The 25,197-nt window shown below is 72.2% G+C and carries 24 protein-coding genes; 12 read left to right on the top strand and 12 right to left on the bottom strand.

The features are described from left to right. Window positions 1–285: 285 nt before the first annotated feature. Window positions 286–1,260, bottom strand: coding sequence for a tetratricopeptide repeat protein (locus tag ACP4IX_RS27585; RefSeq protein WP_426523526.1), 975 nt, complete (start codon window positions 1,258–1,260; stop codon window positions 286–288). Between the two features lie 237 nt (window positions 1,261–1,497). Between ACP4IX_RS27585 and ACP4IX_RS27590 the strand changes: the two genes are divergently transcribed. Then, window positions 1,498–2,175, top strand: coding sequence for a TetR/AcrR family transcriptional regulator (locus tag ACP4IX_RS27590; RefSeq protein WP_426523527.1), 678 nt, complete (start codon window positions 1,498–1,500; stop codon window positions 2,173–2,175). Here the strand turns inward: ACP4IX_RS27590 and ACP4IX_RS27595 are convergent. Further along, window positions 2,162–3,163 carry an NADP-dependent oxidoreductase gene (locus ACP4IX_RS27595; protein ID WP_426523528.1) on the bottom strand — a complete coding sequence of 334 codons (1,002 nt, stop codon included), beginning with the start codon at window positions 3,161–3,163 and terminating at the stop codon, window positions 2,162–2,164. The genes ACP4IX_RS27590 and ACP4IX_RS27595 overlap by 14 nt on opposite strands. Before the next feature lie 70 nt (window positions 3,164–3,233). Between ACP4IX_RS27595 and ACP4IX_RS27600 the strand changes: the two genes are divergently transcribed. Then, window positions 3,234–4,244, top strand: coding sequence for a GlxA family transcriptional regulator (locus ACP4IX_RS27600; protein WP_426557175.1), 1,011 nt, complete (start codon window positions 3,234–3,236; stop codon window positions 4,242–4,244). 69 nt (window positions 4,245–4,313) lie between these two features. On the opposite strand, the gene ACP4IX_RS27605 is transcribed toward ACP4IX_RS27600, so the two are convergent. The 5 genes from ACP4IX_RS27605 to ACP4IX_RS27625 form a co-directional block, all read right to left on the bottom strand. Beyond that, complete coding sequence (locus tag ACP4IX_RS27605) at window positions 4,314–6,014, bottom strand: acyl-CoA mutase large subunit family protein (protein WP_426557177.1); 1,701 nt, start codon at window positions 6,012–6,014, stop codon at window positions 4,314–4,316. 93 nt (window positions 6,015–6,107) lie between these two features. Beyond that, a complete protein-coding gene (locus ACP4IX_RS27610; protein ID WP_426523531.1) occupies window positions 6,108–6,449 on the bottom strand; it encodes a DUF3817 domain-containing protein in 342 nt (113 codons plus the stop codon). Between the two features lie 55 nt (window positions 6,450–6,504). Further along, window positions 6,505–7,014 (bottom strand): MarR family winged helix-turn-helix transcriptional regulator, encoded by a 510-nt coding sequence (locus ACP4IX_RS27615; RefSeq protein WP_426523532.1) that lies wholly within the window; start codon window positions 7,012–7,014, stop codon window positions 6,505–6,507. 83 nt (window positions 7,015–7,097) lie between these two features. After that, window positions 7,098–7,391 (bottom strand): MTH1187 family thiamine-binding protein, encoded by a 294-nt coding sequence (locus ACP4IX_RS27620; protein ID WP_426523533.1) that lies wholly within the window; start codon window positions 7,389–7,391, stop codon window positions 7,098–7,100. Then, window positions 7,388–7,732: a DUF3817 domain-containing protein gene (locus ACP4IX_RS27625; protein ID WP_426523534.1), complete on the bottom strand. Its 345-nt coding sequence runs from the start codon at window positions 7,730–7,732 to the stop codon at window positions 7,388–7,390. Before ACP4IX_RS27625 ends, ACP4IX_RS27620 begins: the two co-directional genes overlap by 4 nt. Window positions 7,733–7,948: 216 nt before the next feature. Between ACP4IX_RS27625 and ACP4IX_RS27630 the strand changes: the two genes are divergently transcribed. From ACP4IX_RS27630 to ACP4IX_RS27645, 4 genes are all read left to right on the top strand, one after another. Beyond that, window positions 7,949–8,581 (top strand): AIM24 family protein, encoded by a 633-nt coding sequence (locus tag ACP4IX_RS27630; RefSeq protein WP_426523535.1) that lies wholly within the window; start codon window positions 7,949–7,951, stop codon window positions 8,579–8,581. A 1-nt stretch (window position 8,582) separates the two neighbouring features. After that, entirely contained in the window at window positions 8,583–9,233 is a 651-nt protein-coding gene (locus ACP4IX_RS27635; protein WP_426557222.1) for an AIM24 family protein, read from the top strand. Next, window positions 9,230–10,006: an AIM24 family protein gene (locus ACP4IX_RS27640; RefSeq protein WP_426523536.1), complete on the top strand. Its 777-nt coding sequence runs from the start codon at window positions 9,230–9,232 to the stop codon at window positions 10,004–10,006. The genes ACP4IX_RS27635 and ACP4IX_RS27640 overlap by 4 nt, the downstream gene beginning before the upstream one ends. Before the next feature lie 96 nt (window positions 10,007–10,102). Then, window positions 10,103–10,579, top strand: coding sequence for a MarR family winged helix-turn-helix transcriptional regulator (locus ACP4IX_RS27645; protein ID WP_426523537.1), 477 nt, complete (start codon window positions 10,103–10,105; stop codon window positions 10,577–10,579). Window positions 10,580–10,605: 26 nt separating this feature from the next. On the opposite strand, the gene ACP4IX_RS27650 is transcribed toward ACP4IX_RS27645, so the two are convergent. Both ACP4IX_RS27650 and ACP4IX_RS27655 read right to left on the bottom strand, forming a co-directional pair. Further along, on the bottom strand, window positions 10,606–12,096 hold the full coding sequence (locus ACP4IX_RS27650; protein WP_426557179.1) for a sensor histidine kinase: 1,491 nt from the start codon (window positions 12,094–12,096) through the stop codon (window positions 10,606–10,608). After that, entirely contained in the window at window positions 12,093–12,761 is a 669-nt protein-coding gene (locus ACP4IX_RS27655) for a response regulator transcription factor (RefSeq protein WP_426523539.1), read from the bottom strand. Before ACP4IX_RS27655 ends, ACP4IX_RS27650 begins: the two co-directional genes overlap by 4 nt. Window positions 12,762–12,886: 125 nt before the next feature. On the opposite strand from ACP4IX_RS27655, the gene ACP4IX_RS27660 reads away from it, so the two are divergent. Then, window positions 12,887–13,633, top strand: coding sequence for a PepSY domain-containing protein (locus ACP4IX_RS27660; protein WP_426557181.1), 747 nt, complete (start codon window positions 12,887–12,889; stop codon window positions 13,631–13,633). Here ACP4IX_RS27660 and ACP4IX_RS27665 read toward each other — a convergent pair. The 3 genes from ACP4IX_RS27665 to ACP4IX_RS27675 form a co-directional block, all read right to left on the bottom strand. After that, window positions 13,566–14,861, bottom strand: a complete 1,296-nt coding sequence (locus ACP4IX_RS27665; RefSeq protein WP_426557183.1) for an MFS transporter — start codon at window positions 14,859–14,861, stop codon at window positions 13,566–13,568. The genes ACP4IX_RS27660 and ACP4IX_RS27665 overlap by 68 nt on opposite strands. 158 nt (window positions 14,862–15,019) lie before the next feature. After that, window positions 15,020–15,976 carry a methylmalonyl Co-A mutase-associated GTPase MeaB gene (gene meaB, locus ACP4IX_RS27670; protein WP_426523542.1) on the bottom strand — a complete coding sequence of 319 codons (957 nt, stop codon included), beginning with the start codon at window positions 15,974–15,976 and terminating at the stop codon, window positions 15,020–15,022. Window positions 15,977–16,040: 64 nt separating this feature from the next. After that, on the bottom strand, window positions 16,041–17,273 hold the full coding sequence (locus ACP4IX_RS27675) for an acetyl-CoA C-acetyltransferase (protein WP_426557185.1): 1,233 nt from the start codon (window positions 17,271–17,273) through the stop codon (window positions 16,041–16,043). Between the two features lie 149 nt (window positions 17,274–17,422). Between ACP4IX_RS27675 and mce the strand changes: the two genes are divergently transcribed. From mce to ACP4IX_RS27700, 5 genes are all read left to right on the top strand, one after another. Continuing rightward, window positions 17,423–17,863 carry a methylmalonyl-CoA epimerase gene (mce, locus tag ACP4IX_RS27680; RefSeq protein ID WP_426523544.1) on the top strand — a complete coding sequence of 147 codons (441 nt, stop codon included), beginning with the start codon at window positions 17,423–17,425 and terminating at the stop codon, window positions 17,861–17,863. 233 nt (window positions 17,864–18,096) lie between these two features. Next, window positions 18,097–22,077: a polarized growth protein Scy gene (gene scy, locus ACP4IX_RS27685; protein WP_426523545.1), complete on the top strand. Its 3,981-nt coding sequence runs from the start codon at window positions 18,097–18,099 to the stop codon at window positions 22,075–22,077. A gap of 207 nt (window positions 22,078–22,284) precedes the next feature. Beyond that, window positions 22,285–23,220, top strand: coding sequence for a cellulose-binding protein (locus tag ACP4IX_RS27690; RefSeq protein ID WP_398136312.1), 936 nt, complete (start codon window positions 22,285–22,287; stop codon window positions 23,218–23,220). A 96-nt stretch (window positions 23,221–23,316) separates the two neighbouring features. Continuing rightward, the gene (locus ACP4IX_RS27695; RefSeq protein ID WP_426557187.1) at window positions 23,317–24,294 is read left to right on the top strand and encodes an ABC transporter ATP-binding protein; all 978 of its coding nucleotides are present in this window, start codon (window positions 23,317–23,319) and stop codon (window positions 24,292–24,294) included. Beyond that, window positions 24,291–25,067, top strand: coding sequence for an ABC transporter permease (locus ACP4IX_RS27700; RefSeq protein WP_426523547.1), 777 nt, complete (start codon window positions 24,291–24,293; stop codon window positions 25,065–25,067). The genes ACP4IX_RS27695 and ACP4IX_RS27700 overlap by 4 nt, the downstream gene beginning before the upstream one ends. Window positions 25,068–25,197 lie beyond the last annotated feature (130 nt).

Here is a 25,197-nt window from a genome sequence, read left to right on the forward strand (position 1 = left end):
ACACAAGGGGGTTCGTTACTCGCTGGTAACGGCCGGACGACCGGGGAACGACACACCGGCCCCGAACGGCGACGCAGGGTGTGCCATACGGACGGAACAAAACCGTGGATCGCCGGACAGAGTCCGACAGATCGGCGAGACCGACTTACTCGCAGTAACAGCGGCCGCGATTGCCAAGATTTGGCAAAGCGCGGCCGCACTGGCGTTCCGTCGACAGCTCTTTCACACGGGCATCACCCGGACGAACGGTCGCCGACCGGTCGGTTACGGGCGCCCGCACCGCCCCTAGAACAGGGCGCGAGCCAGCGCCCTGCGGGCCGCGGTCACCCGCGGATCGTCGGCGCCGATCACCTCGAACAGCTTCAGCAGCCGCACCCGTACGGTCTCCCGGTCGTCCCCGGCCGTGACGCGCACCGTGTCGATGAGGCGCCCGAAGGCGTCCTCGACGTGACCGCCCACCAGGTCCAGGTCGGCGGCGGCGATCTGCGCCTCGACGTCACCGGGCTTGTCGGCCGCGTCCTGACGGACCCGCTGCGGGTCGGCGTTCTGCACGCGCTGGAGCAACTCGGCCTGGGCCAGGCCGAGTTTGGCCTCCGTGTTGCCCGGGTCCTCGCTCAGCACGTTCCGGTACGCCTGGACCGCCCCGGCCAGGTCGCCCGCGTCGAGCGCCTGAACGGCGGCCTCCAGGGCCGCGTCGTGCGGGCCGGCCGGACGCTCGGGGGCGGCGGGCTGTGCGCCCGGCTCCGCCTCCGGGTCGACGGCGAGACCGGTCAGGCCGAAGCGCTCCTCGGCGACCTGCACCAGCTGGTCCAGGGTCTGCCGGATCTGCGCCTCGCCGGCGGCGCCCTGGAAGAGCGGCAGCGCCTGTCCGGCCACGACCGCGAACACGGCCGGGATCCCCTGGACACCGAACTGCTGCATCAGCATCTGGTTGGCGTCGACGTCGATCTTGGCGAGCAGGAAGCGGCCGTTGTACTCGACGGCGAGCCGTTCGAGCACCGGGCTCAACTGCTTGCAGGGTTCACACCACTCGGCCCAGAAGTCGATGACGACCGGGACCTCGGTGGACCGCTGCAGGACTTCGCTCTCGAAGCCGGCCTCGTCGACGTCGATGACGAGATCGGCCGGGGAGACGGCCCCCGCCCCGCCGTGCCGGGCCGCCTCTGCGCGCGCCTGCTCCGCCTTCGCCTTGGCCTCCTGGGCCTGCTTCACCGCGGCGAGGTCGACGACCCCGCTCATGGACATGTTCCGTGGCTGCATGGGTCTATCCTCCCCCGTACTCCGCGCGTGCGTGAAAAGCGGGCCGAAAGCCCGCCCTGAAGTGTTCCGTTGACGCCGGGTCCCCACCCCACGCCGGTGGTCGTCGCTGCGGTACGGGCGGACCCGCACTTTCGCTACGACCCGTAGCGTAATGCCACAAGTGACCCCCGGAACACCCGGCTTCCGTGATCTACATCACGGCGATTCAACGGGTTACCCGCCGGTTATGGTCGGGGAATGCAGAGCAGCACCCCCGCCGGCCGTACCGGGCGCCCGCGCAGTACCGCGGCGGACTCCGCGATCCTGGCCGCGACGCGGGCGGCCCTGGTCGACCTGGGCTGGTCGAAGCTCACCCTGCAAGACGTGGCCACGCGGGCCGGGGTTGCCAGGACGACGCTCTATCGCCGCTGGACGGGCAAGAACGAGCTGGTGGTCGACGCGGTCGCCGAACTCTTCGACGAGCTCCGGCTCCCCGACCGCGGGTCCCTCGCCGCCGACATCGAGGGCGTGGTGCTCCAGTTCGCGGCGATCCTGGCCCGCCCGGAGGCCAGGAGCGGCCTGATGGCGGTGGTCGCCGAGTCCACCCGCGACGACGCGCTGCGCGAGCGCATCCGCACGTCGATCGTCGAACGCCAGAAGCGCCTGGTGCTGGAGGGAAGGGCCCGCGCCCAGGCACGCGGCGAACTGCCGCCCGAGCCGGACGCCGCGGAGGCGGCCCGCACCGTGGACCTGATCTTCGACCTGGTCGCGGGCGCGGTGGTGCACCGCACGCTGGTCAGCGCGGAAGCCGCTGACGAGGAGTGGGTGCGCGGCCTGACCCGGGTCCTGCTGGCCGGCCTGGCCGGCTCGGCGGAAAAGCCTCCGGCCGCGCCCCGGCAGGACACGGCCGGCGGACACCCTCTCAGCGCACGGTGAGGACCAGCTTCCCCGTGGTGCGGCCGGTCTCGGCCTGGGCGTGCGCCCGGGCGCCCTCGGCGAGCGGGAAGGTGCCGGAGACGTGGGCGCGGAGCCTGCCCCGTTCGACGAGGTCGGCGACGGCACACATCCCGGCCCGGTCGTGCTCGACGAGCAGGTTCACGGCGCGGATCCCGGCCTTCTCGGCCGCTGCCCGGGTGTCCGCGGCGCCCGGCAGCAGGGAGACGAGGACACCGCCGGGTCGGAGCACGCCCGCGGACCGGGTGGCGGTCTCCCCGCCGAGGGCGTCGAGGACGACGTCGTAGGGCTCGCCGGTGTCGGTGAAGTCCTCGGTGCGGTGGTCGACGCAGGCGTCCGCGCCCAGCTCGCGCAGGAAGTCGTGCTTGGGGGCGCTCGCCGTCCCCGTGACGTGCGCGCCGCGCTCCTTGGCGATCTGTACGGCGAGATGACCGACGCCGCCGGCCGCGGCGTGGATCAGCACCCGCTGCCCGGCCCGGAGGCCGGCGGTGTCGACGAGGGCCTGCCAGGCGGTGAGCGCGGCCAGCGGCAGGGCGGCCGCCTGGACGTGGTCGATCCCGGCGGGCTTCGCGGCGAAGGCGCGGGCGGGTCCGGTCACGTACTCGGCGTGGGAGCCGGCCCCGTGCGGGTAGGGCAGCATGCCGAACACCTCGTCGCCGGGCTGGAAGAGGGTGACGCCGAAGCCGGTCTCCACCACGGTGCCGGAGACGTCCCAGCCGAGGGTCAGCGGCGGCGGGGGCAGGAAGACCGTCAGCGCGCGGTGCTTGAAGTCCGTGGGGTTGAGCCCGGCCGCGTGCACGGCGACGAGGATCTCGCCAGGGCCGGGCGTGGGCCGGGGCAGGGCCGTCAGCCGCAGTACCTCGGGTCCGCCGAGGGCCGTCTGGTGCAGGGCGAGCATCACGGGGGCGCCGTCCTGGGCGGCCGCCGGATCCGAGGAGGTGGGGTTCGCAGAGGTGTCCGTCGAGGTCATGCCCCGATCGTGCTGGTACGACGCGACCCGGGGCGATGGCAAGAAGGTCATCCTCCGATACATTTCTGCCATGCCCATCGACTCCGCCGCCCGCGCCGCCGAACTGGAGAGCCGGATGCGCCCGGACCCGCTGCCCGGCTCCCACAAGGTCGTCGTCCTCGCGCTGGACGGCGTCTATCCCTTCGAACTCGGCATCCCGCACCGCGTCCTGGGCTCCGCCGACGGCCGCTACGAGGTGCTGTCCGCGAGCGTGGACGGGCGGCCCGTGCGCACCGACTCCGACCTGACCGTCACCCCCGGGCACGGTCCCGAGGTACTGGCCGGCGCGGACACCGTGGTCATCCCCCCGTACGCCATCACCGCCGCCTCGGCCGCCGTCCCGGACCCGCAGGCCCTCGCCGCCCTGGCCCGCGTCCGCCCCGGCACCCGTCTGGTGTCCATCTGCACCGGTGCCTTCCTGCTGGCCGCCGCCGGCCTCCTGGACGGGCGCCGGGCCACCACCCACTGGGCGCTCAGCGACCACTTCCAGGAGCTGTTCCCCCGGGTCGAGCTGGACGCCGGTGTGCTCTTCGTCGACCACGGCGACGTGCTGACCTCCGCGGGCGCGGCGAGCGGCGTCGACGTCTGCCTGCACCTGGTACGCCAGGACCACGGCAGCGAGGTGGCCAACCAGGTCGCCCGCCGCTGCGTCGTGCCGCCGTACCGCGACGGCGGGCAGGCGCAGTACATCGAGCGGCCGCTGCCGCCGGCCGGCGCGACCGGCACCGGGCCCACCCGCGACTGGGCGCTGCGGCGGCTGGAACTGCCCCTGTCGCTGGACGACCTGGCCGGGCACGCGGCGATGAGCACGCGCACCTTCGCCCGGCGCTTCCGGGAGGAGACCGGTCTGAGCCCCGGCCGGTGGCTGACCCAGCAGCGGCTGCGGCGGGCACGGCACCTGCTGGAGTCCAGCGATCTCCCGGTGGAACGGATCGCCCACGAGGTCGGCTTCGCCACCGCCACCTCGCTGCGGCGGCACCTGGCGGCGGAGGCGGGGGTCGCACCGTCGGCGTACCGGCGCACGTTCCGTGCCTCCGGCTGACGCCGCTCACCGGGCCGCGGCGGGCCGACGGGGAGTCGCCCGCGCCGGACCGGGCTCCGGCGCGGGCGGTCAGAACCCCGCCGGCTCCGTGTACACCCCCCACTCCTCCCGCAGCACCCCGCAGATCTCCCCGAGCGTCGCCTCGGCGCGTACGGCGTCCAGCATCGGCTCGATCATGTTGCCGCCGGACCGGGCCGCGGCGAGCATGCCGTCCAGGGCCGTACGCACGGCCGCGTCGTCGCGGGCGGCCTTGCGCTCGCCCAGGACCCGCACCTGCTCGCGCTCCACCTCGTGGCTGACCCGCAGGATCTCCAGGTCGCCGGTGACGGAACCGGTGTGCACGTTGACGCCGACGACCTTCTTGTCGTCCTTCTCCAGGGCCTGCTGGTAGCGGAAGGCGGACTCGGCGATCTCGCCGGTGAACCAGCCGTCCTCGATGCCGCGCAGGATGCCGGAGGTGACCGGCCCGATGGGGTGCTGTCCGTCGGGGTGGGCCCTCATCCCCCGTTCCTTGATCTGGTCGAAGATCTTCTCGGCGTCGGCCTCGATCCGGTCCGTGAGCTGCTCGACGAACCAGGAGCCGCCCAGCGGGTCGGCGACGTTGGCGACGCCGGTCTCCTCCATCAGCACCTGCTGGGTGCGCAGGGCGATCTCGGCGGCCTGCTCACTGGGCAGCGCGAGGGTCTCGTCGAGCGCGTTGGTGTGCAGGGAGTTGGTGCCGCCGAGCACGGCCGCCAGGGCCTCCACGGCCGTACGGACGACGTTGTTGTACGGCTGCTGGGCGGTGAGCGAGACACCCGCGGTCTGCGTGTGGAAACGCAGCCACTGCGCCTTGTCGCTCCGCGCGCCGTACACGTCGCGCATCCAGCGGGCCCAGATGCGGCGGGCCGCGCGGAACTTGGCGATCTCCTCGAAGAAGTCGAGGTGCGCGTCGAAGAAGAAGGACAGGCCGGGGGCGAAGACGTCGACGTCCAGTCCGCGCGACAGCCCCAGCTCCACGTACCCGAAACCGTCCGCCAGCGTGTACGCGAGCTCCTGCGCGGCCGTCGATCCGGCCTCGCGGATGTGGTACCCGGAGACGGAGAGCGGCTTGTAGGCGGGGATGCCGGCCGCGCAGTACTCCATCAGGTCGCCGATCAGGCGCAGGTGCGGCTCGGGCTGGAAGAGCCACTCCTTCTGGGCGATGTACTCCTTGAAGATGTCGGTCTGGAGCGTGCCGTTGAGCAGGGACGGGTCGACGCCCTGCCGTTCGGCGGCGACCAGGTACATGCAGAACACGGGCACCGCGGGCCCGCTGATCGTCATGGAGGTCGTCACGTCGCCGAGCGGGATGTCCTGGAACAGCACCTCCATGTCGGCGGCCGAGTCGATGGCCACCCCGCAGTGTCCGACCTCGCCCAGCGAGCGCGGGTCGTCGGAGTCGCGGCCCATCAGCGTCGGCATGTCGAAGGCGACCGAGAGCCCGCCCCCGCCGTTGCGGAGGATCATCTTGTAGCGCTCGTTGGTCTGCTCGGCGTTCCCGAACCCGGCGAACTGCCGGATGGTCCACGTCCGCCCCCGGTAGCCGGTCGGGTGCAGGCCGCGGGTGAAGGGGTACTCCCCCGGCCAGCCGATCCGCTCGAAGCCCTCGTACGCGTCCCCGGGTCGGGGCCCGTACACCGGCTCCACGGGGTCGCCGGAGAGCGTGGTGAAGTCCGCGTCGCGCTTGTGCGCCGCGTCGTACCGGGCCTGCCAGCGAAGGCGGCCCTCCTCTATGGCGTGAGCGTCCATACCCTCGAATTTACTAGGACGTCCAAGTAAATGTCGATGGGGTACCGCCGTACGGGTGTCCGTACGGCGGTGAGAGGGCCCGGCGGGGGCCGGCTACGCCTTGGCTGCCGCGGGTGCCTCCGCGGCGGCGGACTTGGCGTCCAGCTCCTGACTGATCCTGCGCTCCACGAAGAACGCGGCGGTCGGGACGGTCCCGGCCAGCAGCACCCACAGCTGCTTGCTGACCTTCCACTTCGCCTTGGCGCCCAGGTCGAAGGCGAAGACGAGGTAGACGACGTACAGCCAGCCGTGCGCGATGCTGACGATGCGGGTGAAGTCGGCGGCACCGTCCATGTCCAGCAGGTACTTGGCGATCATGCCGAGGCAGAGCAGGATCAGCAGCACACCGGTGACGTACGCCATGACCCGGTAGCGGGTCAGCACGCTCTTTTTCATGGGTCCGAGCGTAACCGTCCGTTTCGCGCGATCTTCGAGCGGGCCCGCGACTCGCTCAGGCCTCTTCGAAGTCTCCCGCGGCGACCCGCAGCGGCCGGAGCATCGCGAAGATCTCCCCGCACTCCTCGGCGTCGTACACGCCCAGGCCGAAGTCCATCGCCATGAGGTCGCGGGTGGCCGCCTCGACCACCTCGCGGCCCTTGTCGGTGATGGTGGCGAGTGTGCCGCGGCCGTCGTTGGGGTTGGGACGCTTGTCCACCAGGCCGGACTTCACCAGCCGGTCGACGGTGTTGGTGACGGAGGTGGGGTGCACCATGAGGCGCTCGCCGATCTTGGACATCGGCAGCTCGCCCGACTTGGAGAAGGTGAGCAGCACCAGCGCCTCGTAGCGCGCGAAGGTCAGCCCGTACGGCTTGACCACCGCGTCGACCTCGCCCAGCAGGATCTGGTGGGCCCGCATGATCGAGGTGATGGCGGACATGGAGGGCACGGCGCCCCAGCGCTGCTTCCAGAGTTCGTCGGCACGGGCGATGGGATCGAAGGAGAGACTGAGGGGCTTCGGCACGGCACCAGACCCTACCGGCCGGTCATATCCCGGTCAGCCCCGTCTCGCCTTTCGATACCACCGCCCGCGCCGCACGGCTGCCCCTACTGCGCGAGGTGCCGCTCCACCGTGTCGACCTTCGACGTGAGGCCGTCCGTCACGCCGGGGCGGATGTCCGCCTTGAGGACCAGGGAGACGCGCGGCGCCCGTGCCTCGACGGCGGCGACGGCCCTCCGGACGACGTCCATGACCTCGTCCCACTCGCCCTCGACCGAGGTGAACATCGCGTCGGTGCGGTTCGGCAGGCCCGACTCGCGGACCACCCGTACGGCGTCGGCGACGTACTCCCCCACGTCCTCGCCGACGCCCAGCGGCGTCACGGAGAAGGCGACGATCATGCTCCCACCACGCCTTCCTGGCGGGCGCGGGAGGCGATGACCGCGTCCTCGGCCTCCCGCTTGAGCCTGCGGTCGGCGAAGAAGCCGCCGGTCGGCAGGACCGACATGACGAAGTAGAAGGCGGCGGTGCCGAAGGACCACTTGGCGCGGTTCCAGGCGTCCGCCCAGAAGATCACGTAGACGACGAAGAGGAAACCGTGGACCGCGCCCATCACGGGCACCGCGTTGAAGTCGGTGGTCCGCTTCAGGACGGAGCAGACCATCAGCAGCAGGAACGAGATCGCCTCGGGGCCGGAGACCAGGCGGAGGCGGCGGAGGGCGGAGGCGGTCTTGAGGTCCACGGGTCACCTTCGGTGAGAGGGGTGTCGATACGTCGGGCACCGCCGGGACGGGCGGTTTGTGAACGTGCGCACAAGCGCGCGTCCATTGTGGCAAACCCCCGACGCGCCCGGGTGAGGGGGGCGGACACCCGCTTGTGACACCCCGGCCCGGGGCGCGTCCGTGTCCGTGGGATCTGTCGGCGGGCACGCCGGGGGGCTACCTTCGCATTTGTGGCGATGTTCCGACTCCAAGACAGCAAGGTACTCGCCGTCGACATGACCGGGGACGCCGTGAAGGCGAAGAACGGCTCGATGGTCGCGTACGACGGGGAAATGGCCTTCAAGAAGCTGAGCGGCGGCGGTGAGGGGATCCGGGGGATGGTGACCCGGCGGATCACCGGCGAACAGATGACGGTGATGGAGGTGAAGGGGCACGGGACCTGCTGGTTCGCGGACCGGGCCTCGGAGATCAGCCTCGTGGGTCTCCAGGGCGACACGCTGTACGTCGAGTCCAGCAACTTCCTGGCGGCCGACGCCGGGCTGCGGACCGGCACCGGCTTCACGGGGACGCGCGGCGCCTCCCAGGGCAACGGGCTGTTCACCACCACCGTGCAGGGGCACGGGCAGGTCGCGATCATGTCGGACGGGCCGGCGGTGGTGCTGCGGGTCAGCGCGCAGTACCCGCTGACGGTCGACCCGGGCGCGTACGTCGCCCACCAGGGGAACCTGCGGCAGTCCTTCCAGTCGGGTGTGACCTTCCGCACCCTGTTCGGGGAGGGCGGCGGGGAGGCCTTCCAGATCCGCTTCGAGGGCGACGGCCTGGTGTACGTGCAGCCGAGCGAGCGGAACACGATCGCGGGGGATGTGTGAGATGGCCTTCCGGGAGATCAACTCCAAGATGGTCCAGGCGACCGTGGCGCCCGGGCAGCGGCTGTTCAGTCAGCGCGGCGCGATGCTCGCCTACCAGGGCGAGGTGTCCTTCACCCCCAACCTGCGGGGCGGCCAGGGCGGCGTCATGTCGATGATCGGCCGCCGGGTGGCGAACGAGGACACGCCGCTGATGACCGTCGAGGGCAGCGGCACCGTCCTCTTCGGGCACGGCGGCCACCACGTCCAGGTGATCGCCCTCGCCGGGGACACCCTGTACGTCGAGGCGGACCGCCTCCTCGCCTTCGAGGGCACCCTGGAGCAGGGCACGGTGTTCCTGGGCTCGCAGGGCGGGGTCATGGGCATGGTGCGCGGCCAGGTCAGCGGGCAGGGGCTGTTCACGACCTCCCTCAAGGGCCACGGCTCCGTCGCGGTGATGGCCCACGGGGGCGTCTTCGGGATCCCCGTCACCCCGCAGCGACCGGTGCGGGTCGACCCGCAGGCGTACGTCGCCCACCACGGCGACGTACGCAACAAGCTGTCCACGGCGATGGGCTGGCGGGACATGGTGGGGCGCGGCTCCGGCGAGGCGTTCCAGCTGGAGCTCAGCGGCAGCGGCACGGTGTACGTCCAGGCGTCGGAGGAGAAGCTGTGAGCACCGTTCACCACGACCCGGCGACGCTGCCGGCGGATGACAACGTCAACGCGTACACCTTCTGTGTGGAACTCAGGGGGAGCCAGTGGTTCCTGCAGAAGGGGAAGATGATCGCCTACTACGGGACGATCGAGTTCAACGGGATCGGGCACGGCCGGCTGGACCGTCTGGTGCGGACGTCCTTCCATTCGCCTCTGCACGCGAGCGACTGGGTCGTGGCCGAGGGCTCGGGCAAGATGCTCCTCGCCGACCGGGCCTTCGATGTGAATTCGTATGACCTGGAAGACGGCAACCTGACCATTCGCTCAGGCAACCTGCTTGCTTTTCAGCCAAGTCTCGCCCTCAAGCAGTCGATCGTGCCGGGCTTCCTGACACTGATCGGAACCGGGACGTTCGTGGCCGCGTCGAACGGGCCGGTGGTGTTCATGGAACCCCCGATCCGGGTCGACCCGCAGGCCCTGGTCGGCTGGGCCGACTGCCCGTCTCCGTGCCACCACTACGACCACGGGTACATGACCGGCCTGCTGGGCGGTCTACGTGCGATGACGGGCCTCGGCGGGGCCTCCGGGGAGGAGCACCAGTTCGAGTTCGCGGGGGCGGGGACGGTGCTGCTGCAGTCGAGCGAGGCGCTGATGGCGGAGCAGTCCACGGGAGCCGCTCCGCAGCAGCCGGGGGTGCCCGGCGGCGGGCCCCCCGCACCTCAGGGCGGCCGGTCAGGGGTACCGGGGCTTCCCGGACAGCTGGGGGACCTCCAGCGCCGCTTCGGGCTGTGAGCGGTAATCTGCGGAGTGTGACGTCGAACGCGTGCGCACCGTCGTCGTCACGCCCCTTACTAGTTCGCCTTTCAACCTTTTAGGTAGACTTCATTCATGGAGACCGAGACGGCCACCCGCTGGCTGACCGATACGGAGCAGTGTGCTTGGCGCACCCACCTGGAGGTCAACAGGCTGTTGACGCACCAGCTCGAGAAGGACCTGCAGCCGTTCGGCCTGACGATGAACGACTACGAGATCCTGGTGAACCTCTCCGAAGCGGAGGACGACAGACTGCGGATGAGCGACCTGGCCACCGCCACGATGCAGTCCAAGAGCCGCCTCTCCCACCAGATCACCCGCATGGAGAACGCGAACCTGGTCCGGCGGGAGAACTGCGAGTCCGACCGCCGCGGGCTCTACGCCGTCCTCACCGAGCACGGTCTGGAGACGATGCGGAAGGTCGCACCGCACCATGTGGCGTCCGTCCGCAGGCACTTCATCGACCTGCTGGCCCCCGAGGCCCTGACCGCCCTCGACAAGGCGCTCAAGCCGATCGCGGAGCACCTGCGCGGGCAGCGGGGGCGTCCCTGATCACGTCCCCGACCTCACGTCCCTGATCACGTCCTCGGGGGCGTGAAGGTCTGGGCGGTCGGCAGGCGGAGCTCGAACAGGGCGCCGCCCGCCGGCGCCTCGTGGACGGTGAGCGTGCCCCCGTGCCGCACGGCGACGTCACGGGCGATGGCCAGACCCAGCCCGGCCCCGCCGTCGTCGCGGCTGCGGGCGGCGTCGAGCCGGACGAACCTCTCGAAGATCCGCTCCCGGTCGGCGGCCGGCACACCCTCCCCGTCGTCGGCCACCGCGACCACGGCCAGATCACCGTCGCGGCGCACGGACACCTCGACCGCCGAGCGTGCGTGCCGCTGCGCGTTGTCGAGGAGGTTGGCCAGCACCCGCCCCAGCTGCCCCCGCGACCCCGCCACCGTCACCTCGCCCGCTTCCTCCGCTCCGTCACCCGCTCCGTCGCCCTGGGACCGCACGCTCACCCCCGGCCGGCCCCCGGCCTCCTCCCGCGCGAGCGCCGCGAGGTCGACGCGCGCGTCGGCGGGCCGCTCCCCCGCGTCCAGCCTGGCCAGCAGCAACAGGTCGGCGGCGAGCCGCTGCAGCCGTACGGTGTCCTCCACGGCACCGTCGAGGTCGAGCAGCTCCGGGTGGGCGGCGGCCACCTCCAGCTGGGTGCGCAGCGAGGCGATGGGGCTGCGCAGCTCGTGCGAGGCGTCGGCGACGAAGCGCCGCTGCCGCTCCACCGAGGACTCCAGGGCGGCCAGCGTCTCGTTGGTGGTCGAGGCGAGCCGGGCCACCTCGTCGTGGGTGTCCGGCACCGGGACGCGGCGTGCGAGGTCCTCGCTGGCGGTGATCGCGGCCATCTCCCGGCGGATGCCCGCCACGGGGCGCAGCGCACGCCCGGTGACCAGCCAGGTCACCCACCCGACGACCGCGAGGAGCAGCGGAAAGCCGATCAGCATGACGGTCAGCGCGGTGTTCACGGCGCCGTGCTCGGCGGACAGCGGGGCACCGGCGTAGACGGTGAGCCGGTCACCGTCCCGGGTCTCCACGGGTACGGCGGCGAAGCGGTAGTCCTCCGTGTCGCCGTCGATCGTCGCCGAACCGTCGCTGACGGTGGTCCGCTCGCCGATCTCACCGGGCTCCAGCGAATCGCCGTCGTCGTCCGAGTCGCCACCGTCATCGTCGCCGTCATCGTCGCCGTCGCCGTCGTCGCCGGTGGGGGTCGGCTGCGGCTGCACCGCGTCGACGCCCGTGCCGCTGATCCGCTCCAGGTCTTCACTGGCGGCGACGAGCGTGCCCTCCTCGTCGACGATCTGCACCGGGCGGTCGTCCACGTCCAGGGACAGCTCGGTGTACCGCGTCCCGACGGACAGCTCGGCGGCGACCTCCCGCGCGGAGCGCTCCGCCTGGGTGCCGGCCTCCCCGAGCAGGTTGGAACGCAGGGACAGCAGGACGGCGGTGCCGGCCGCGACGAGGGCGACGGCGACCACGAGGGTGGCGCCGAGCGTGGCCCGGGCCCGGACCGACCCGAAGAGCCGGCTCACCGCCCGCCCTCCAGCCGGTAACCGGCGCCGCGCACGGTGCGGATGAGACCGGCACGCAGCTTGCGCCGCAGGGCGCTGACGTACACCTCGACGATGTTGGGGTCGCCGTCGTAGGCGAAGTCCCAGACGTGTTCCAGGATCTCCGCCTTGGACACGACGTGGCCGGCCCGCACCACGAGCTGCTCCAGGACGGCGAACTCCTTGGCGGTGAGGGTGACCTCCCGCTCGGCCAGGAAGACCCGGCGGGCGGCGGTGTCGACCTTCAGATCGCCGTGGACGTGCACGGGCGACGCCCCGGCGCCCTGCGCCCGCCGCCGCAGCAGGGCCTTCACGCGGGCGACGAGGACGACGTACGAGAAGGGCTTGGTGAGGTAGTCGTCCGCGCCCGTGTCCAGGCCCTCCGCCTCGTCGTACTCGCCGTCCTTGGCGGTGAGCATCAGGATCGGCACGTCGTGCCCGGCGGCGCGCAGGGCGGCGCAGACCCGGTAGCCGTTGAGGCCGGGCAGCATGATGTCGAGGATGACCAGGTCGTACGTGCCCTCGCCGGCCCGGTGCAGGCCCTCCCGGCCGTCGTGGACGACGTCCACGGCGTAGCCCTCGGCGGTGAGTCCCTTGGCGAGCGACAGGGCCAGCCGCTTCTCGTCCTCCACGATCAACAGACGCATGGGTAGAGGGTCCCAAAACCAAGCTGAAGATCCCTTCAGGCGGCTTCAGGCTGGCCTCAGCGTCGGTGGACGACAGTGAAGGCGTCGAAATCGAAGCGACTCCGTACGACTCGGGAGGAACTCGCATGAAGCGCAACATCGTGATCGCCGCTGTCACCGCCGCCGCACTGATCGGAGGCGGTACGGCGACGGCCCTGGCGACCACGGACGACGACGACGCGGGTACGACGACGCGTCAGACGGACGTGCGTGGCGCCTCGGACGACGACGCGGGCGACCGGGCGGACGACGACGCCGACGCCGACGACGCTGACGACCGGGACGACTCCCGCGACGGTGACGGCGACGACGACGCCTCCCGCGTGTCCTCGGCGAAGGTGACGGCGGCCGACGCCATCGCCGCCGCCCTGAAGGAGGCCCCCGGCACCGTCGTCTCCGCCGAACTGGACGACGAGGACGATGACGACGGCGACGACGGCGACGAGCGCGCGGCCTGGGAGGTCGACGTCCTCTCCGGTGACGGCACCTGGCACAGCGTGTGGATCGACCCGGTCGACGGCACGGTCCTCGGCTCGGAGAAGGACGACGACGAGGACGACACCGACGAGGTGCGGGCCGCGCTGAGGGGCACGTCCGTGGACGCCGCCGAGGCCGCGAAGGCCGCCGCCGGCCACGGCACCGTGACCTCCGTGGAGCTGGACGACGACGGCTACTACGGCGACGGTGAGGTGGCCTGGGAGGTCGAGACCCGCACCTCGGGCGAGGACGAGCAGGACTGGCGGGTCGACCCGGAGACCGGCAAGGTCACGGCCGATCGCTCACACCACTCGGACTCCGACGACTCCGACGACTCCGGCTCGGACGACGACTGAGCAGCCCCGTCCGCCCGGCGGACCGGCCGTGGCGGCGACCCGGCACCAGCGCCGCCGCCACGGCGACCACGCCGGACACCGCGAAGCACACCGGCAGCGGCAGCCGCTCCACCAGCAGGCCCACCGCCGCGGCACCGGCGGAACTCCCGGCGTTCACCGCCGTGTTGCACCAGGCTCCCGCCCGGATCCGGAAGCCGGGCGCCGCGCTCTCCTCGGCGATCAGGTACGCCGTCGTCAGCGCCGGTGCCACGAACAGGCCGGCGCAGGCGACGGCCACGACGAGCGTGCCGACGCCGGACGCGAGGCCCGCGGCGACCAGGCAGAGGCCGAGACCGGCCGAGAGGAAGGGCAGCCGGGCGCGGGCGGACGAGCCCCAGGCGACGGCGCCGTTCAGGAGCCCGCCGGCCGCACTGCCCGCCGACAGCGCCGCGAGCACCCAGGCTACGGTGGAGCCGCCGAGCCCGCGCTGCCCCGCGAAGGCGACGACGAGGAGGTCGACGGCGCTCACCGAGACGCCGACGGCGGCGGCGACGACCACGGGCTGCAGCAGGGCGCTCCCCTGCCCCGCTCCCCCTCGGCCGGCGGGCACCGAGTCCTCCTTCGCACGCTCCGCCGGACGCAGCACGCCCGCCGCCGGCGACGTGGCGAAGGCGAGGGTGCCCACCGCCACCAGCAGCGCGCTGAGCAGCACCCCGACATCGGGGGTGGCGACCGCGATCACCGCGCCGACCAGGAGGGGGCCGGAGACGAAGAGCAGTTCCTCGGCGACGCCGTCCAGGCTGTAGGCGCGCTGCAGCATGGCCCGGTCGGGCAGCAGTCCGGCCCACACCGCGCGCATCGTGGGCCCGAGCGGCGGCGTGCAGGCGCCCGCGAGCGCGGCGGTCACCGCGAGGACGGCCGCGGGTGTGCCCGGCTGCCGGCAGACCGCCGCCAGCGCGCAGAGCAGCACGGCGTACAGCAGGGCCATGGGGAGCAGGGCCCGGCGCGGGCCGTGCCGGTCGACGAGGGCCGCGCGGTAGGGGGACAGGATGACGCTGGTGGCGCCGAAGAGCGCCATGACCGTGCCGGCCACGGCGTACGACCCGGTGGACCGGGTCAGGGAGAGCATCAGCGCGAGGGAGACCGTGCCGTACGACAGCCGGCCGACGAGGGCGGCGGCGAAGGTACGGCGGGCATGGGGGACACGGAGGACGGCGGCGTACGAGGGCCGCGGAGCATGCGTGGACACGGAAGTTCCTCAGAGGACGGCAACGAGGGGACGCCGAAGCACGCGACGGCCGGGTGCGGCGGTCGCGTGCGGGGCGGGCCCTAGGCCAAGAGGAGGAACATGCGGGTCAACTTACCGGCGCGGCGCTGGGGCCGCACCGGCTTTCCTCTGTTCCGGCGTCAGCCGCTCGTCAGCCCCGCCACCAGTTCGTCCGCCGCGCGGTACGGGTCCAGGTCGCCGGCGACGATGCGTTCCGCCAGTGCGCCGAGGCGGCGGTCGCCGTGCAGGTCGCCGATGCGTTCGCGCAGGGCGGTGACGGCGATGGTCTCGACCTCGCGGGCGGCGCGGGAGCGGCGGCGTTCGGTGAGGACGTCCCGTTCCTCCATCCACGCGCGGTGCTTCTCCAGGGCCTCGACGACCTCGTCGACGCCCTCGCCGCGCGCGGCGACCGTCTTGACGATGGGCGGGCGCCAGTCGCCGGGGCCGCGGGCCTCGCCGAGGCCCAGCATGTGGTTCAGCTCGCGGGCGGTCGCGTCCGCGCCGTCGCGGTCGGCCTTGTTGACGACGTAGACGTCGCCGATCTCCAGGATTCCGGCCTTGGCCGCCTGGATGCCGTCGCCCATGCCCGGGGCGAGGAGGACGACGGAGGTGTCGGCCTGGGAGGCGATCTCCACCTCCGACTGGCCCACGCCCACCGTCTCGACGAGGATCACGTCGCAGCCGGCCGCGTCGAGGACGCGGATCGCCTGCGGGGCCGCCCAGGCGAGGCCGCCGAGGTGGCCGCGGGTCGCCATCGAGCGGATGTAGACGCCCGGGTCGGAGGCGTGCTCCGACATCCGGACGCGGTCGCCGAGCAGGGCGCCGCCGGAGAAGGGGGAGGACGGGTCGACGGCGAGGACGCCGACCCGCTTGCCCTGCTTGCGGTACGCCGTCACCAGCGCCGAGGTGGAGGTGGACTTGCCGACCCCCGGCGAGCCGGTCAGCCCGACCACGTACGCCCCGCCGGTCAACGGCGCGAGCGTCCGCATGACCTCCCTGAGCTGCGGGGACGCCCCCTCGACCAGGGAGATCAGCCGGGCCACGGCCCGCGGCCGGCCTTCCCTGGCCTGGGCGACCAGCGAGGAGACGTCCTGCATCACAGCTCCGTTCAGTGGGAAGTCGTCACCCGGTCGGTGAAGGTCGTATCGCGGTAACGCGGCGTCAGGCCTTGGGTACCCGCACGATCAGCGCGTCACCCTGGCCGCCGCCGCCGCACAGGGCCGCCGCGCCGACCCCGCCGCCGCGCCGCTTCAGCTCGAGCGCCAGATGCAGCACGAGCCGGGCCCCGGACATGCCGATGGGGTGGCCCAGCGCGATGGCACCGCCGTTGACGTTCACCTTTTCGGTGGATACGCCGAGGTCCTTCATTGACTGCACGGCGACGGCCGCGAACGCCTCGTTGATCTCGATCAGGTCCAGGTCGCCGACCTCCATGCCCGCCTTCTTCAGGGCGTGCCGGATGGCGTGGGACGGCTGCGACTGCAAAGAGTTGTCCGGGCCGGCCACGTTGCCGTGGGCGCCGATCTCCGCGATCCACTCCAGGCCGAGCTCCTCGGCCCTGGCCTTGCTCATGACGACCACGGCCGCCGCGCCGTCGGAGATCTGCGAGGAGGAGCCCGCGGTGATCGTGCCGTCCTTGGAGAAGGCCGGACGCAGCTTGCCGAGCGACTCGGCGGTGGTGTCGCCGCGGATGCCCTCGTCCTTGCTGAACAGCACCGGGTCGCCCTTGCGCTGCGGGATCTCGACCGGGGTGATCTCGGCCTCGTAGACGCCGTTCTTCTGGGCGGCGGCGGCGCGCTGGTGGGACAGGGCGGCGATCTCGTCCTGGGCCGCGCGCTCGATGCCGAGGCGGGTGTTGTGCTTCTCGGTGGACTCGCCCATGGCGATGCCCTCGAAGGAGTCGGTCAGACCGTCGTGCGCCATGGCGTCGAGCATCTGGACCGCGCCGTACTTGTAGCCCTCGCGGGACTTCGGCAGCAGGTGCGGGGCGTTGGTCATGGACTCCTGGCCGCCGGCGACGACCACGTCGAATTCACCCGCGCGAATGAGCTGGTCGGCGAGCGCGATGGCGTCGAGACCGGAGAGGCACACCTTGTTGACCGTGAGCGCCGGGACGTTCATGGGGATGCCGGCCTTGACGGCGGCCTGGCGGGCGGGGATCTGGCCCGCGCCGGCCTGGAGCACCTGCCCCATGATCACGTACTGGACCTGGTCGCCGCCGATCCCCGCGCGGTCGAGGGCGGCCTTGATCGCGAAGCCGCCGAGGTCGGCCCCGGAGAAGGACTTCAGCGAGCCGAGCAGCCGCCCCATCGGGGTGCGGGCACCTGCGACGATGACGGAGGTCGTGCCGTTCGTTCCAGTGGTTCCAGAGGTTTCAGCGGTTCCAGAAGACATGAGCTGCGGTCCCCTTTTCCGGCCCGCACAGGCCGAGGAGTGAACGAGGGTTTACTCGAATGTACTGAGCGGTATCCCGCCCGTCACCGGGCTGTCGGTGTGATCGCGCGCACGTTGCGTAACCACCTCCGGAGCGCTGCAATCAATGCATGCTGACGCGAATCGACCACATCGGAATCGCCTGCCGTGACCTCGACGCGACCGTCGAGTTCTACCGTGCCACCTATGGCTTCGAGGTGTTCCACACCGAGGTCAACGAGGAGCAGGGCGTGCGTGAGGCCATGCTCAAGATCAACGATACGTCGGACGGCGGCGCCTCGTACCTCCAGCTCCTGGAGCCCGTCCGCGAGGACTCCGCGGTCGGGAAGTGGCTCGCCAAGAACGGCGAGGGCGTTCACCACATCGCGTTCGGCACGGCGGACGTGGACGCGGACGCCGCGGACATCCGGGGCAAGGGCGTCCGCGTTCTGTACGACGAGCCCCGGCGCGGTTCCATGGGGTCGCGGATCACCTTCCTGCACCCCAAGGACTGCCATGGCGTTCTGACAGAACTGGTCACTTCGGCGGCCGTTGAGTCACCTGAGCACTGACTCCCGTACATATGGGCCGGTAGGGTTGGGCGCGGTCGCCGCTCAGTCCAGGGTGACCCGGTCCTGCCGTCAGTGGTGGCGGGACCGCCGGGGTCGTGTTTCGGGGGGCGGACGCCGGGGCAGAAGCACGTGCTCCGCCGTTGATCTGACACCATTCCCCGGGGGCCCCGTCCGGTGGACGGACGGAGCTCGTTCGGGAAGATTTGCGACCAGGGGACGGATGGGACCGCGCAGTGCGGGGCTACGAGAGCCAGGAGCGAGAGCCGGCGGCTGACGTCGACCACCTCTCTCGGTTCGAGGCCGAGATGAAGCGGCTGAAGACCGAGCGGGAAAAGGCGATCCAGCACGCCGAGGACCTCGGCTACCAGGTCGAGGTGCTGCGCGCCAAGTTGCACGAGGCGCGGCGCACCATCATGTCCCGGCCCGCCTTCGACGGCGGCGACCTCGGGTACCAGGCCGAGCAGTTGCTGCGCAACGCGCAGACGCAGGCCGACCAGCTGCGCGCGGACGCCGAGCGGGAGCTGAGCCAGGCCCGGGCGCAGACCCAGCGCATCCTCCAGGAACACGCCGAGCAGGCCGCCCGGCTCCAGGCCGAGCTGCACCAGGAGGCGGTGACCCGCCGCCAGCAGCTGGACCAGGAGCTGGCCGAGCGCCGGCAGACCGTCGAGTCGCACGTCAACGAGAACGTGGCCTGGGCGGAACAGCTGCGCGCCCGCACCGAGCAGCAGGCCCGCCGGCTGCTCGACGAGTCCCGGGCCGAGGCCGAGCAGGCCATGGCCGCGGCCCGCGCGGAGGCGGACCGGCTCACCTCCGAGGCCCGGCAGCGGCTGCGCAACGACGCCGAGAGCGCCCGCGCCGAGGCGGAGCAGATCCTGCGCCGGGCCCGCGCCGACGCCGAGCGGCTGCTGAACGCGGCCTCCACGCAGGCGCAGGAGGCCACCGACCACGCCGAGCGGCTGCGCACCTCCACCGCCACCGAGTCGGAGGCCACCCGCCGCCAGGTGCAGGAGCTGAGCCGGGCCGCCGAGCAGCGCATGGCCGACGCCGAGGAGGCGCTGCGCAAGGCGCAGGCCGAGGCCGACAAGGTGGTCGCCGAGGCCAAGGAGGCCGCGGCCAAGGCACTCGCGAGCGCCGAGCAGACCAACGAGCAGCGCACCCGCACCGCCAAGGAGCAGGTCGCCCGGCTGGTCGGCGAGGCCACCAAGGACGCCGAGTCCACCAGGAGCGAGGCCGAGCAGCTGGTCGCGGACGCCCGCGCCGAGGCCGAGAAGATCGTCACCGAGGCCACCGAGAAGGCCCGCACGCTCACCGCCGAGGAGACGGCCACCCAGCTGTCCAAGGCGGCGAAGACCGCCGAGGACGTCCTGAACAAGGCGTCCGAGGACGCCAAGCGGACCACGAAGGCCGCCGCCGAGGAGGCCGAGCGGATCCGTACCGAGGCCGAGGCCGAGGCGGACCGGCTGCGCGCCGAGGCGCACGACATCGCCGCCGAGCTCAAGGGCGCGGCGAAGGACGACACCAAGGAGTACCGCGCCAAGACGGTCGAGCTGCAGGAGGAGGCGCGCCGGCTGCGCGGCGACGCCGAGCAGCTGCGTGCCGACGCCGTCGCCGAGGGCGAGAAGATCCGCGCCGAGGCCCGCAAGGAGGCCGTGGCGCAGATCGAGGAGGCGGCGAAGACCGCCGAGGAGCTGCTCGCCAAGGCCAAGGCGGACGCCGACGAGCTGCGGCAGACCGCGACGACGGACAGCGAGAAGGTCCGCACCGAGGCCATCGAGCGGGCGACGACCCTGCGCCGGCAGGCCGAGGAGACCCTGGAGCGCACCCGCGCCGAGGCCGAGCGGCACCGCGTGGAGGCCGTCGAGCGCGCCGAGGAGCTCCAGGCGGACGCCGAGCGCGCCGCCCGCGAGCTGCGCGAGGAGACCGAGCGCGCCGTCGAGGCCCGGCAGGCGGAGGCCGCCGGGGAGCTGACGCGGCTGCAGACCGAGGCCGAGGAGCGCCGCACCGCCGCCGAGCAGGCGCTGACCGAGGCCCGTGAGGAGGGCGAGCGGATCCGCCGCGAGGCCGCCGAGGAGAGCGAGCGGCTGCGCACGGAGGCCGCGGAGCGGATCCGCACGCTGCAGCAGCAGGCCGAGACGGAGGCCGAGCGGCTGCGCACCGAGGCCGCCGCGGACGCCTCCGCCTCCCGCGCGGAGGGCGAGGCCGTCGCCGTACGGCTGCGGTCCGAGGCGTCGAACGAGGCGGAGCGGCTGAAGTCGGAGGCGCAGGAGAGCGCCGACCGGGTGCGGGCGGAGGCGCAGACCGCCGCCGAGCGCATCGCCGCCGAGGCCTCCGAGACGCTGGCCGCCGCCCAGGAGGAGGCCGCCCGGCGCCGCCGCGAGGCCGAGGAGCTGCTGGGGGACGCCCGGCAGGAGGCGGACCAGGACCGTGAGCGGGCCCGCGAGCAGAGCGAGGAGCTGCTGGCCTCGGCGCGCACGCGCGTGGAGGAGGCGCAGGCCGAGGCGGTCCGGCTGGTCGAGGAGGCCGACCGGCGCGCCACCGAGATGGTGTCGGCCGCCGAACAGCACGCGACTCAGGTACGGGAGTCGGTCGCCGGACTGCACGAGCAGGCCCAGGAGGAGATCACCGGGCTGCGCAGCGCCGCCGAGCACGCGGCGGAGCGCGTCCGTCGCGAGTCCGAGGAGGAGGCGGACCGGGTCCGCGCCGACGCCTACGCGGAGCGGGAACGCGCGAGCGAGGACGCCGCGCGGCTGCGGCGCGAGGCGCAGGAGGAGACGGAGGCCGCCAAGGCGCTGGCCGAGCGGACGATGTCCGAGGCCATCGCGGAGGCCGACCGGATCCGTTCGGACGTGTCCGAGCACGCCCAGCGGGTGCGCACGGAGGCCTCCGACACCATCGCCGAGGCCGAGCAGTCCGCGGCGCGGACCCGGGCGGACGCCCGGGAGGACGCCAACCGCATCCGGTCCGACGCGGCGACGCAGGCGGACACCCTGATCACCGAGGCGCGCTCCGAGGCGGAGCGGCTCACCGCGGAGACGGCGGCCGAGACCGACCGGATCCGCACGGAGACGCTCGCCGAGGCGGAGCGCGTCCGTACCGAGGCGGCGGCCGAGGCCGAGCGGGTACGGACGGAGGCGGCCGGCGAGGCGGAGCGGCTGCGGACCGAGACGGTCGCGGAGGCCGAGCGGGTGCGCGCCGAGGCCACCGCCCGGGCCGAGCAGCTGGTCTCGGACGCCACCGGGGAGGCGGAGCGGCTGCGCGCCGAGGCCGCCGAGACGGTCGGCTCCGCCCAGCAGCACGCCGAGCGCGTCCGCACCGAGGCGGCGCGTGTCCGGGCCGAGGCGGCCGCGGAGGCCGAGCGGGTGACCACGGCCGCGCGCGAGGAGGCCGAGCGCACCCTCGACGAGGCCCGCAAGGACGCCAACAAGCGGCGCTCGGAGGCGGCCGAGCAGGTCGACACGCTCATCACGGAGACCACGGCCGAGGCCGACAAGCTGCTCACCGAGGCCCAGCAGCAGGCGCAGAAGGCCACCGCGGACGCCGAGTCGCAGGCCGACACCATGGTCGGCGCGGCCCGCGCGGAGGCGGACCGGATCGTCGCGGAGGCGACGGTCGAGGGCAACAAGCGGGTGGAGAAGTCCCGTACGGACGCGGACGAGCTGCTGGTCGGCGCCCGCCGGGACGCGACCGCCATCAGGGAGCGCGCGGAGGAGCTGCGCGAGCGGCTCACCTCCGAGATCGAGGAGCTGCACGAACGGGCCCGCCGCGAGGCCGCCGAGACGATGAAGTCGGCCGGCGACCGCTGCGACGCGCTCGTCAAGGCCGCCGAGGAGCAGCTCGCCAAGGCGGAGGCGAAGGCCAAGGAGCTGGTGTCGGAGGCCAACTCCGAGGCCGGCAAGGTGCGCATCGCCGCCGTCAAGAAGGCGGAGGGACTGCTCAAGGAGGCCGAGCAGAAGAAGGCGTCCCTGGTCCGGGAGGCCGAGGAGCTCAAGGCCGAAGCGGTCGAGGAGGCCCGGCGCACGGTCGAGGAGGGCAAACGCGAGCTGGAGGTCCTGGTGCGGCGCCGCGAGGACATCAACGCCGAGATCTCCCGGGTGCAGGACGTGTTGGAGGCGCTGGAGTCCTTCGAGGCGCCGGCGGGCGGCAAGGACAACGGGGTCAAGGCCGGAGCCGCGGTCGGTGCCCCACGTTCGGGTGGCAAGTCGTCAGACGGCTAGCGTTCGGGACGGATTCGGTGTCTCCTGGAGATCTTTGGCTGCTTTTCCGACCAGCCTTTGACCAGACCTTTGGCAAGCCATCCGGGGGTCAGCCACCCGAAAGAGGTGTCATTCTCCGTACCAAACGTGCATCCGCTCGATGACACACCGCGTTGGCGCCTAGGATTCCCTCTATCACCTCACCCGGTCTCTTTCGACAGGAACCCCATGAGCGACACTTCCCCCTACGGCTTCGAGCTTGTGCGGCGTGGGTACGACCGCGCTCAGGTGGACGAACGGATCTCCAAGCTCGTCTCCGACCGTGACAGCGCTCTCGCCCGCATCACCGCTCTGGAAAAGCGCATCGAGGAGCTCCACCTCGAGACTCAGAACGCCCAGGCCCAGGTCAACGACGCCGAGCCGTCGTACGCCGGTCTCGGCGCCCGGGTCGAGAAGATCCTGCGCCTCGCCGAGGAAGAGGCGAAGGACCTGCGTGAGGAGGCCCGGCGCGCCGCCGAACAGCACCGCGAGCTCGCCGAGTCGGCGGCCCAGCAGGTGCGCAACGACGCGGAATCGTACTCCGCGGAGCGCAAGGCCAAGGCCGAGGACGAGGGCGTCCGGATCGTCGAGAAGGCCAAGAGCGACGCCTCGCAGCTGCGCTCCGAGGCGCAGAAGGACGCGCAGTCCAAGCGCGAGGAGGCGGACGCCCTCTTCGAGGAGACCCGCGCCAAGGCCGCCCAGGCCGCCGCCGACTTCGAGACGAACCTCGCCAAGCGCCGCGAGCAGTCCGAGCGCGACCTGGCCTCCCGTCAGGCCAAGGCCGAGAAGCGCCTCGCGGAGATCGAGCACCGCGCGGAGCAGCTGCGTCTGGAGGCGGAGAAGCTGCGCACGGACGCCGAGCGCCGCGCCCGCCAGACCGTCGAGACGGCGCAGCGTCAGGCCGAGGACATCGTGGCCGACGCCAACGCCAAGGCGGACCGGATCCGTTCGGAATCGGAGCGCGAGCTCGCGGCCCTCACCAACCGCCGCGACTCCATCAACGCGCAGCTGACCAACGTGCGCGAGATGCTGGCGACCCTCACGGGCGCCGCGGTGGCCGCCGCCGGTACGCCGGCCGAGGACGAGCCGGTCTCCCGCGGGGTGCCGGCCCAGCAGTCCCGCTGACGTCGGGCCCACGCCGGCCGGACGCGTGCGGAGCGAGGACGAAGCCCTCTGTCACTGGGGTGGCAGGGGGCTTCGTCCCGTTCTAGCGTGGGCTCCATGATCGAGCTCGAGGCGCTGACCAAGCGGTACGGCGAGAAGGTGGCGGTCAACAATCTCTCCTTCACCGTCAGACCCGGCATCATCACGGGCTTCCTCGGGCCCAACGGCGCGGGCAAGTCGACCACCATGCGGATGGTGCTGGGCCTGGACCGGCCCACCGCGGGGGACGTCCGGATCGACGGCAAGCACTACGCCCAGCTCAAGGACCCCCTGACGTACATCGGCGCCCTGCTGGAGGCCAAGGCCTGGCACGGCGGGCGCAGCGCCTACAACCACCTGCTCTGCCTCGCCCAGAGCAACGGCATTCCGGCGACCCGGGTGCGCGAGGTCCTGGACACGGTCGGGCTCACCGCGGTCGCCCGCAAGAAGACCAAGGGCTTCTCCCTCGGCATGGGCCAGCGGCTCGGCATCGCCGGCGCGCTGCTCGGCGACCCGCGGATCCTCATGTTCGACGAGCCGGTCAACGGCCTCGACCCCGAGGGCATCCACTGGATCCGCAACCTGATGAAGACACTGGCCTCCCAGGGCCGCACGGTCTTCGTCTCCTCCCACCTGATGAGCGAGATGGCGCTGACCGCCGATCATCTGGTGGTCATCGGCCAGGGCAGGCTGCTGGCGGACACCTCGATGGCCGAGTTCATCGCGGAGAACTCGCGCAGTTACGTCCGGATCCGCACCCCGCAGCGCGAGCGGCTGCTCGACGTACTGCACGGCGAGGGCATCACGGTCGTCGAGGCCGGCGCCGAGGCCCTGGAGGTGGACGGCGACAGGTCCGAGGCGATCGGGGAGCTGGCGGCGCGGCACCAGATCGTGCTGCACGAGCTGAGCCCGCAGCGGGCCTCGCTGGAGGAGGCGTTCATGCAGCTGACCGCGGAGTCCGTGGAGTACCACGCGCACGACGGGCAGCCGCCCGGCGCGGTGCCGCCGCGGCAGCAGGAACGGCAGCAGTGGGGCAGCGACTGGAGGAAGGGATGAGCATGGCGGCGGCACAGGTCGTCCGGTCCGAGTGGACCAAGATCCGGTCGGTCGCGTCCACCGTGTGGACGCTGGGCCTCGCCGTGGTCGTCACCATCGCCCTCGGCATGCTGATCTCGGCGCTGTCGAAGAGCGAGTTCGACAACTTGGGCGAACGGGACCGGCTCTCCTTCGACCCGACCTTCATCAGCTTCGCCGGAACCAGCCTCGGCCAGCTGGCGATGATCGTGTTCGGGGTGCTGGTCGTGGGGAACGAGTACAGCTCCGGCATGATCCGCACCTCGCTGGCCGCCGTGCCGCGGCGCGGCACCTTCCTGTTCAGCAAGCTCGCGGTGGCCACCGCACTCGCCCTCATCGTGAGCATGGTCACCAGCTTCGCCACCTTCTTCCTCGGCCAGGCGATGCTCGGCGGCCTCAGGGCGTCGATCGGCGATCCGGGCGTGCTGCGCGCGGTCATCGGCGGCGGCCTCTACATGACCCTCATCGCGATGTTCTCGATGGGCGTCGCCGCGATGCTGCGCTCACCGATGCTGTCCCTGGGCATCCTGATGCCGTTCTTCTTCCTGATCTCCAACATCCTGGGCAACGTCCCGGCGACGGAGAAGGTCGGCCGGTTCCTGCCCGACCAGGCCGGCAGCAAGATCATGCAGGTGGTCGCGCCGGTCGACGACGACGTCCCGTACGGCCCGTGGGGCGGACTCGGGATCATGGCGCTGTGGGTGATCGCGGCGCTCGTCGGCGGGTACCTTGTGCTGAAGAGGCGGGACGCATGAGGACCGGGCAGACGCTGGAAGGGTTCCCTCCGCGCCCGGATTTTGCCCGGGCTTGAACGGAACCGTCAGCGCCTCGATATCCTCCTAACCCTTACGGGGGCGTGTGCCCTGCTGTCCCTGAACCTTCCGA

Source organism: Streptomyces sp. WG5 (assembly GCF_049974565.1).
Classification (GTDB): domain Bacteria; phylum Actinomycetota; class Actinomycetes; order Streptomycetales; family Streptomycetaceae; genus Streptomyces.